The following is a 10,132-nucleotide window of genomic DNA, read 5'->3' on the forward strand; positions in this document are numbered from 1 at the left end:
TTTTTTCCCAATCCGAGTTGGGGATTTCAATCCCGTAAAAGAGGCACAAAATATCCATGCCTTTCAATCTACCACCAATTTGTACTTATATTTCTGCGGTAACATTGGGAATCCTGTGAACGGTTACACATGATTCAATGCCAGTCAATTGTTTTAATTCAAAGGTGTTACTCCTCAACTTGCAATCGTTCCTTACACACTTTTTGTACAAAGTCCCTAGAATCTTGAGATAAATCGTTTGTAGCGATAAAATCCGTTCTGTCGGTAGAGACAGTTACCCGGAACAGTTTCACTTTTTTGGCTTGAGGGAACTTTTTGATTTTAATGAGTTTACCTGATTTTAACTCCTGTTCATTCCAAGATAACAATTCTATTCTTTGATAATCTTTTTGCTTATCCGTATCATCAACCAGTCGATTACGTTTGAGAGGGCAATAATAATATTTACCTAAGCTATCAATATATAACATCAATTGATTGGTAGCATACCAACTGTCCATTCAAGCGGCTTGAAACGGTAAAACCTTATGATACACCAGGTTTTGCAGCATCTCCTTCACGTGTTCTATCTTAGTCTTCCCATCTCGGTCTGGGTCATAAATCCGATAGTCAATTACCCAAAATTTGCCAACTTCCGGATTGACATATAGACAATTTATTAGCCCAATTCCTTGTATTACACTATGTTCATTACCACTATATTGCCGTTTACTTGTCTCGATTTCTGTAGCGTGTCGTTTATCAATTACTGTGTCATCAAACACTACATAGCAGTTTTCATTTATTTCGATAACATCTTTGACATTATCCCAGAGTAGACGTGGTGTTAGCTTTTCATTCTTGAGATAGCGGTTAATTTTATCATGACTAATCTGTTCTAGATGAGCTGCCAAATTCGTCAGAGTATAATTCATCTGACTACTTAACAAGTATTGGCAATAGTTCAGTTTAGTAAATTTCATCAACTCTGGTATTTATTTGATGCACTTTCCACTAATTTTCTCAAAAAAATTGCTCTTATATTTTACATAATTGATTATTATTACTAATTTCAGCAATACCTTTCTATTATCTGTATTTTTCATACAGATGTACTAAAATTTAGCGATCGCCCTGTGCCAGTTGCGTCATTTTTATAATACAGATGTACTAATATTTAGTGATCGCCTGTGCCAGTTGCGTAAGTCCTGAGTAGACCGAAAACTTCTGCGATCGCTCTGTCAAGAATACCTGCTCCAGTGGATTTTTGCGAAAATTTAGTGCTTTTAGATACCAGCACCTCATGTCTCACTTTGAAGTGGAAACATTTTTAGCGATGGCTGCGCCCGCCGAAGGCATCGCAAAACTTTTCGGTCTACTGACTTTAATTCTCAGTTAAAGAGTTATATTCTCAATAAAAACAGTTATTTGGCTGCGATCGCACCCCTAAATAGGTGATTTAGCACGCGAATTTTAAGCACCTCACAAAATCGCATTGCTCCCTCTGAGTACCTTGATGCGGTTATCCGGGGTGTACCCATGTCTGCAACCGATGTCCTAAAATTTTGCCCCCACTGCTGGACTCCCGGAACAACTCTTGAAGAAATTTGGTTATTGCCGCGTAGTTTACCGCCGTAGGCATCGCAGTTTTGTTTCTTGTGCGGTACGGCATTACGTAATAGTTGTGCTAAGTGTAATGAACCAATTACGTCATTGAAGTTTCGGTTTTGTCCTTACTGTGGCTTTCCTTATAAGGCATCTAAGGATTCTGAATCTCAAAGCTATTTCGTTAATTTTAGTATTATTTATTACTTTAAAACTTAAGTTATAAACTAAACGGTTTAGTTTGCACTTGATGACAGCTTCGCTAGCTCTACCCCAAGACATAGATTTTACTCGTTAAAACTTTGTGTTTTGAGCGATTGATAGCGGTCAACAACTAAACTTGTTACCGTCGCAACTAAAGTCACTACAACTAACCCAGCGAGAGCAGCCAGAGTAACTGCATCGGGGGAAGTTATCGGCTGGGCCCGCAATGCTTGCCAAGTGAATAGGGACATCAGCATAGCATACGCAAAACTAGCAATCCACATCAGAGCCACCTGTGTGCGCTGTCTCAGGTGCGACAAAGTTGAATTAATCAACCAGCTTAGTAATGGTAAGGCTTGCACAGCATGAATACCCAGCAAATGAGGAAGTCGTATATCACCCCCCTGAGTACTTAAATAAAGTATGGGAATACCAGGGCCACCGTCTTTTACTCCCACGCTGTGAGCACCGATATGTAACACTGGCTGACCTGCTGCCAACGCCGAACTTTGTTCAGGTGTGGGTAGAGTCATGAAAAAGCCCAAGCCCATACCAATGAAGGTTAAGGAAAGGGAAAACCGCAACGCGATCGCCAAAACAGGATTATCCAAACGCTCTAGCAGCAGTAAAATTACTGTAACTAAAGTTGCTGCCCAAAGAAAAACCAGGGCAATTTCCATAAATTTCCAGAAGGCTTCATCTTCAGGAGTACTAAAGTTGAAGTGGCTAGTTGTACCCCGTACTACCTGGACTATGATGACTATTATTTGCACAACCAATGCAAAAGCCGTAGCATTTGCAGCCAAACTAGCGAGTCGCCGATGTTGTTTGAGCAAACCCAACAGCCATACAAAAGTGAACGAATAGACTGAAGTTGAAAACGCAAACTTGCAGGGCTTGAGCCAAGCGGGTGCGCCAGTAATAACACGCTCATCAATTAGCAGTCCTGGCAGCATCAACAGCAATAGCCCAAAAGTGAAAACACCAACGAAGGTCATCGGCGCATTGATTCTCCAAAACTGTTTGAGAGTTTGCTCAACATTGAGTATCTGTAAGGGAAAATTAAAAAGAGACATCACAAGTTAGCTCCCTTGGCACTAGATAGCTAAATTAAAATACAAGTAAATATCGGTGTATTTTAGTAATTTCATCTAAATTTTTAGATGAAAATAAATATCCCAAAGGTGTGAAAATGCAAATACTAGTAGTAAATAATTCGCGTACCTTTATAGTTGTAACCTAGTAGTTGATATAGAACAAGCTAGTACTAACAGCATAATTGCTTTTGTGAAAGGATAAAAACTTTTCTCAGGTAGATTGTGAATTCATCCTTGTGGAAGAGAACTATTTGTTCTAATAGTGCTTTTACAGCGATCGCTTCCCTTTCACGAATGCCCTTAGCCGTAGCCAATCGACCAAACCATCGAATCTCCTTTTCTTGCCGAAAGGCCTGCTGTGCTGATTTGGGGTATTGGAGTGATGAGTGGCGTGTTGGGGGGCAATATTACTTTTCAGACATACTGTAAGTAAGAAATTTCACAAGTTCGTAGCGTTATCGAGTCTGTCAAAGCCTAACCAGTAGATTGCTCAATTCGTCACAAAATTATGAAATGTTGTACTAAGAAGCTCATTCATCGTTGAACTAGTACTCAACAACAGCCACTCATTTTTTCCATTATTAATAGTGCTTATACTTAGTTATTAACCGAAAACTATTGATAAATAATCCTTGTAGAAAATGCCAAATACTAAGAATTTATTAACGCGGCGCCAGCCCAAAAGCGCCCAAATTAATATTATTAATGTGGAAGAGAACGCATTTATTTTGTCCTGCAAAAAATCGAGATAACCTTTAATGAGCAACCCATTGCCGGAGAATGATGTGAAGATTTTAGTAATTGGGGCAGGAGTCAGTGGTCTAACAACTGCTATATGTCTGAGAGAGGCCGGTTTTAATGTTGTGATTGTTGCAGATCATTTTGCCCCAGATTTAACCTCTATTGTGGCAGGTGCATTATGGGAATGGCCGCCAGCAGTCTGTGGCCGTCATGGATCTCCCAGATCCCTGGAACGCTCTAAAGGCTGGTGTATGACTACCTATAATAAATTCAAGAAAATACACACAGAGTTTGGTTCAGAAAAAACAGGAATTTATTTGAGGGATGGGTATTTCTATTTCAAGGATGTTTTGGAAAATCGACCTGCTGACCTTCGCAAAATGAATGAGTTGAAGGATAAAGTTGATGGATTTGAAAGAGGTTTGCATATTGTCAAAAAAACGATTGATTTGAATTTTCAAGGAGGTATAAAAGATGCTTATAAACACATGGCTCCGATGACAAACACCGATGTCTACATGAATTGGTTACTTCAATACGCAAAGGATATTGGATGTGAGATTATCCAGTCAAAAATCACTGTCAATGTGGTTCAAAATGAACAGGAACTACTTAGCCGTTTTAATGCAAGGGCAATTGTTAACTGTGCTGGACTAGGTTCGATAGCAACTACAGGAGATAGTTCCATGTATCCCGTGAGGGGCGCACTTGTCAGGGTTAAGAATCTAGGGAAAGTTGTGAAGGACGCTCATTGCATTTCCCATGAAGAATCTTCTTTAAATGAGCAAGACATCATTTTTATAGTTCCTAGAGGAGATGATTTGGTGGTCTTGGGAGGATTAACGCAGCAAGACCAATGGGGTACAGACCTATCTCTTGAGGTTCCAATTATTCGACAGATGTATGATGGTTGTTTAGAGTTTCTACAGGAATTAAAAGAACTGCCGCTTGATGAGAAGGAGCCTGTTAGGACTGGTTTACGACCATTAACAGAGGAAAATGTTTGTGTGGAAAGAGTTTTAAACACACACATATTTTATAATTATGGACATGGAGGGTCAGGCGTAACTCTGTCATGGGGATGTTCACAAGAAATTGTCCAGTTGGTACAACAAATGCTCCGCGAGTCGGCAAATCCAGTTGCTTTGCATAGTAGTAAGATAGATAGCAATAAGCAGACTGTCTTTGTGCTACATGATATGCTTCTGAGCAAAACTGATTTTAGGTATATCTGCTCAGATAATAGAAATCTAGTTTTACTCTGTAGTAGGCGAGGACTCAGTGAGGTTGTACCCTCCCAGTATCAGTACTTGGATTTTGTGCAGATTGTAGAACCTTATAATTTACAAAATCTATTTCAAACCTATCAACAGATTAAGACTGACTATAAACTATTAGATGACAACTGTCGAATTGTTACCAATGATCAGTATTCAGTGCTGTTAACTGCACAGTTGCGTGAAGCTCTAAATCTGTCAGGTGATCGCCCAACGATGATCCGCCAGTTTACTGATAAGAGTTACCTCAAATCTGCCGTCAAAAATTCCCTTATTCGGGTGCCCAAGTATCTGATTTTTGCTCAAGACCAATACCGTAAAGAGCCAGTTTCATACTTAAAGTTTGTTCTAGAAGAGCTAGGTAATCACATCTTTATCAAACCAGTTAGCGGAGCCGGAAGTGAAAAAACTAGAAGAATCTATACTGTTGATGATTTGAAAGCTTGGTGTGACAGCAATGTAGATTCAGATTCAGAGTTTGAATTGAATGAATTCATTAGAGGTCAGTTATATAATACAAGTGTTGTCATGAAAAATGGTCAACCTTGTTATTTCGCTGCTTGCAAGTACTATCGACCTAATGATGAGTTCATTTATGGTCATCAAATCGGCAATATTATTGTTAGAGAAGAAGAACCAGAATTTCAGAAACTCTGGCAATTTTCAAGTGATGTGTTAGAAAGTTTAGAACACGATTACCCTAAAAATGGTGTACTCAATATTGATTTATTGCTACAAGAAGGTAGCGAAAAAGCGATTCTGATGGAAGTAGCTGCACGCCCCCCTGAAGGGCTTGTATCAACAATGTTTTATATGTATCAAGGGATACGTCTAAACGAGTTACATCTCCAATTACAGATTGGTGATTCCCCTGATATCATTCTTAAAGATAGATTCGAGTGGAAGTACAGTGCTTCCTCGATTCATCCAAAGCAGAATGGTGTTGTTACAGAAATTAAAAAGCCAGTTCTCGAAAGTGATGTGGAAGTTTATTGGCAGATTTATTTGGGAGAGAAACTGGAAAAATCACAAAGTATGAGGGATGTTGCCATTGCTATTGTTTTGAGCCATCATGACTTTTCAACCCTTCAAGAGGAATATCAGGTAGCCAATTCTACCAATTTCTACAATACTAAGAAAGATTTTTTCTAGCAGCCCGAAAGAAACTGTTTTTACAGCAGTGTTTGAGTTAAAAACCGAAAAATTACCGCCTGAAAGAGTAAATTTCAGTGCATTCTGCGCTTCTCTAGCAGACCGAGGTGAACGAGGGGAGCAAACAACTCTCTTTTGTTTGACACTCTTCGAGAAGCGACGGAATCTGTTTTAGGCTTGGCGTCCTAAATGTATTTATGGATAGTACATTAAGCATTATTGCATTACACAAAGATGTTTGAGCCAGGTTAATCAAACTATAACCCTGTTTTGTCACTTTGGGATAACCCAATCGCTAAAAGGCTTTCAGAGCTTTAATTTTCAGGTTTTGGCTACAAATAGACTTAAAATAATGTCATTAACTCTTGCTTATTGCGAAAGCTTTAGGCGTAGGCGTAGCCCGTCGCACACATCGCTTTGTGGTAATATTTCCTCAAATCCGTTTCTGTACTTTGTAGCTTTATAAAAAAAATGGAAAGTAATACGATTGTTCAAAGCATTTTCTGTAGCAGCTAAAGAGGTGAAGAATTGCTGTAAATTAGAGTTTTTTGCTTGTCTCACTATGGTGGTGGCAGAATGATTTAAAAAATAGTGAGCTTTTTCATAAAAATGGGGAAAATATGCTGTGTAAGCTTCTGGGATTTAACACTAGCTCTAAAATTTACCAGAATTTTAGGAGTGTTACTTGCTTTTAACCAAGGTAGTGCCTTTGCTGATATCTTACCTATTAAGAGCCAGAGACAGTCTGTTGAAGAAATTGAAAACTTAACTTTATCAGAAACTCGTCTGTTAACGAGCCAGGATCAATTGCGTCAGATCCCTGTACTCACAACAGGCTTATCAAAGTTGAATCAACTAAGATTAGACCCAATTTTATCTCAGGTTCTCGACTCAGAACCAAAACAGCCAATCCCAATTCCACAGCCACGACCAGAACCTGCCCTAGAACTTCCTCCTCAAACATTTCCCTCCTCTGAAGAAGGCTTAGACCTTCCTGAAAGTATCATTGTTAGGAAATTCGAGTTTGATGGGAACACGGCATTTAGCGACGAAAAGTTAACTAAAATTACTGCCCAATTCACCAAGCGATCGCTAACCTTTGTAGAATTACTACAAGTTGAGGCTACTATCACCAAACTCTATACCGATGCGGGGTATATCAATTGTGGTGCTGTGATTCCGGCTGGTCAAACCTTATCTCAACAGGGATCTGTCGTCAAAATCCAGATTATTGAAGGAGGACTAGAAGAAATTGCGGTAACGGGTACACGACGGTTGAACTCGAACTACATCCGCAGCAGATTAGCCATTGCTACCGCTAGACCCCTAAATCAAAAGCGCTTGCTGTCAGCTTTGCAACTATTGCAACTTGACCCCCTAATTCAGAATATATCAGCCGAATTGTCTGCTGGGTCGCGTCCCGAATTAAGTTTACTAACAGTCAAGGTAATAGAAGCCGACTCCTTTAATACAGAATTTTTTATAGATAATGGTCGTGCGCCTAGTGTTGGTAGCTTACGACGGGGTGTCCGCATTAACGAAGGAAATTTATTCGGTTTTGGGGATGGCTTGAATCTGGAATATATCAATACTGATGGTAGCAACTCCTTTGACTTGCGCTACAACATACCTGTTAATCCTCGTAATGGCACAATTACCCTCAGAGGTGGTTTGACGAGTATTGAAATTGTCGAACCACCCTTTGACCGCCTAGATATCATTGGTAATTCCAATTACTTCGAGTTAGGCTTCCGCCAACCTTTAATCTTATCTCCCAACAGAGAATTTGCTGTGGGTCTATCCGCGTTACGACAAGAAAGCAAATCTGAACTGCTAGGTAGGGGTTTTTCTCTGTCACCCGGTGCTAATGAACAGGGAGAAACCCGCATTTTTGCCTTACAATTCTTCCAAGAATATCAGCAGCGTAATTCTCAACAAGCCTTAGCCCTGCGCTCTCAATTTAACCTTGGTTTAGATATTTTCAATGCTACCGTCAACAATGACCCTCCTGATAGTCGGTTTTTTTCTTGGCGCGGGCAAGGACAATATGTGCGACTTTTAGCACCGCAAACTTTACTAGTGATCCGTTCTGACCTGCAATTGACAACCCGTGCCCTTGTGCCTTTAGAGCAATTTGGGCTGGGCGGTCTGCGTAGTGTTCGAGGTTATCGACAAGATATTCTGTTGACAGATAACGGCTTTTTGGCATCAGCGGAAGTGCAATTACCAGTACTGCGGGTAGAAAACGTCGGAGGAGTTTTGCAAGTAGTGCCGTTTATTGATTTTGGTGTGGGTTGGAATAGTTCCGGGAGTGCAGACGCAAATCCTAATACTTTGCTGGGGTTGGGATTGGGTTTACAGTGGCAAATGGGCGATCGCCTTAATGCTCGCCTTGATTATGGTATTCCATTAACAGATATTCAAGACAGAGGCAGGACTTTACAGGAAGACGGTATTTATTTCTCAATAGTTGCGAATCCTTTCTAAAAATTTTTGTCACAAAATCTCTGATTAACAAAGGTCTAGAAATCAAAAGTTATGCAACACTCCAAGCGATCGCTCCTATCCAATACTTTACCTCTATCTATAGGGGTGAATTTTGTATTGGCTTTGTTCTCTTGTATTGCTCCCTGTCCAGCAAAAGCACAAATTACATCTCAAATTACACCTGATGCGACTCTAGGCGATAAAAGTTCAGTTGTAGTAGAAGACAAACTTCGAGGCAGTGATATTGAGCGGATTAATGGGGGAGCAATTCAAGGAAGCAACCTATTCCACAGCTTCAAAGAATTTAACGTTATTGAAAAAGCAGCCTATTTTACAAATCCAGGAGGAATTACGAATATTTTGACTAGGGTGACAGGAGGTAATGCCTCGAATATTCTGGGAACTCTGGGGGTTTTAGGCCCAGCGAATCTGTTTTTCATTAATCCTAATGGAATTGTCTTTGGCCCCAATGCCCGTTTGGATATGGGGGGTTCCTTTGTAGCTTCTACCGCAGATAGCCTTGTGTTTGATAATGGGTTGGAGTTTAGCGCCACAAACCCGCTTTCCCCGCCACTGCTGACAGTGAATATTCCTGTAGGATTGCGCTTGAGAGAGAATTCAGCGAGCATTGTTAATCAATCATCTGCTGTTCTTTACTTACGGCCGGAGAACACTTTGGCACTGGTAGGTGGAGATGTCATCCTTGATGGTGGGAGCTTGCAAGTAGCTTGGGGTCGCATTGAGTTGGGAGGATTGACTGGTGCGGGAATAGTCGGTTTTAATGTCCAAGAGTCCCAAGGAATACCAAGAGTAGCTTCTCTAAGTTTTCCCGATGGTATTGAACGATCCGATGTATCCCTCTCTGATAAAGCAGTGGTGAATGTTGCACTCTCTAAGGAAGCAGTTGTGAATCTTCAAGGTACGAGTGGCGGTAGTATTGCGATTAACGGTCGTAACGTGAATGTTTTGGGAGGAAGTCAGCTGCAAGCTGGAATAGGCAAAGATTTGGGTTCACCTGGAACTCAGGCGGGAAATATCGAAATTAATGCCACTGGAGAAGTAGTTTTTGATGGAGTATCGGACGGCTTTGTCAGTGCTGCATTCAATCAAGTGGAAGCTGGATCTGCTGGTAACGCAGGTCGGATCGAGATTAACGCGGATAACGTTGAAGTGAAAAATGGCGGTCAATTAAATACCAGTAGCAGTGGTAAGGGAAATGCAGGCACAATTCGAGTGACTGCTACTGATAAGGTGGTCTTTAGCGGAGTTACTTTGGGATTCCGCAGTTCTGCACTCAGCCAGGTGAGAGAGAATGCTGTAGGCAACTCGGGTGGAATCGAGATTAATGCACGTACCGTTGAGGTGACTGATGGCGGTTATCTGGAAGCCAATACTATTGGAAAAGGAAATTCGGGCACAATTCGAGTGACTGCTACTGATAAGGTGGTCTTTAGCGGAGTTACTTTGGGATTCCGTAGTTCTGCACTCAGCCAGGTGGGAGAGAATGCTGTAGGCAACTCGGGTGGAATCGAGATTAATGCACGTACCGTTGAGGTGACTGATGGCGGTTATCTGGAAGCCAATACTATT

At 40.8% G+C, this 10,132-nt stretch carries 6 protein-coding genes and 2 pseudogenes; 4 read left to right on the forward strand and 4 right to left on the reverse strand.

Annotation, left to right across the window (positions count from 1 at the left end; translation table 11 throughout):
* Positions 1-127 precede the first annotated feature (127 nt).
* Positions 128-962 (reverse strand): annotated as a pseudogene (locus LC586_RS32955) (IS701 family transposase); the annotation flags it as partial.
* Positions 963-1,156: 194 nt separating this feature from the next.
* On the reverse strand, positions 1,157-1,279 hold the full coding sequence (locus LC586_RS40915; RefSeq protein WP_267921769.1) for a hypothetical protein: 123 nt from the start codon (positions 1,277-1,279) through the stop codon (positions 1,157-1,159).
* Between the two features lie 353 nt (positions 1,280-1,632).
* Here LC586_RS40915 and LC586_RS32960 point away from each other — a divergent pair.
* Positions 1,633-1,803: pseudogene (locus tag LC586_RS32960) on the forward strand (double zinc ribbon domain-containing protein); the annotation flags it as partial.
* Positions 1,804-1,871: 68 nt separating this feature from the next.
* Here the strand turns inward: LC586_RS32960 and LC586_RS32965 are convergent.
* Both LC586_RS32965 and LC586_RS32970 read right to left on the reverse strand, forming a co-directional pair.
* Positions 1,872-2,864, reverse strand: coding sequence for a hypothetical protein (locus LC586_RS32965; protein WP_229489681.1), 993 nt, complete (start codon positions 2,862-2,864; stop codon positions 1,872-1,874).
* 191 nt (positions 2,865-3,055) lie between these two features.
* Positions 3,056-3,199, reverse strand: coding sequence for a hypothetical protein (locus tag LC586_RS32970; protein ID WP_229489682.1), 144 nt, complete (start codon positions 3,197-3,199; stop codon positions 3,056-3,058).
* A 444-nt stretch (positions 3,200-3,643) separates the two neighbouring features.
* On the opposite strand from LC586_RS32970, the gene LC586_RS32975 reads away from it, so the two are divergent.
* The 3 genes from LC586_RS32975 to LC586_RS32985 form a co-directional block, all read left to right on the forward strand.
* On the forward strand, positions 3,644-6,055 hold the full coding sequence (locus LC586_RS32975) for an FAD-dependent oxidoreductase (RefSeq protein ID WP_229489683.1): 2,412 nt from the start codon (positions 3,644-3,646) through the stop codon (positions 6,053-6,055).
* A gap of 609 nt (positions 6,056-6,664) precedes the next feature.
* Positions 6,665-8,542: a ShlB/FhaC/HecB family hemolysin secretion/activation protein gene (locus LC586_RS32980; RefSeq protein WP_229489684.1), complete on the forward strand. Its 1,878-nt coding sequence runs from the start codon at positions 6,665-6,667 to the stop codon at positions 8,540-8,542.
* Between the two features lie 51 nt (positions 8,543-8,593).
* Positions 8,594-10,132, forward strand: a 1,539-nt coding sequence (locus tag LC586_RS32985; RefSeq protein ID WP_229489685.1) for a filamentous hemagglutinin N-terminal domain-containing protein, incomplete at its 3' end; no start/stop codon positions are given.

The sequence above is a fragment of the Nostoc favosum CHAB5714 genome (assembly GCF_020829495.1).
Taxonomy (GTDB): Bacteria; Cyanobacteriota; Cyanobacteriia; order Cyanobacteriales; family Nostocaceae; genus Nostoc; species Nostoc favosum.

Bases quoted from the DNA above. Each gene is read 5' to 3' on its own strand.
- LC586_RS32965 (WP_229489681.1), bottom strand. From the start codon at position 2,864: ATGTCTCTTTTTAATTTTCCCTTACAGATACTCAATGTTGAGCAAACT.
- LC586_RS32975 (WP_229489683.1), top strand. From the start codon at position 3,644: ATGAGCAACCCATTGCCGGAGAATGATGTGAAGATTTTAGTAATTGGG.
- LC586_RS32980 (WP_229489684.1), top strand. From the start codon at position 6,665: ATGGGGAAAATATGCTGTGTAAGCTTCTGGGATTTAACACTAGCTCTA.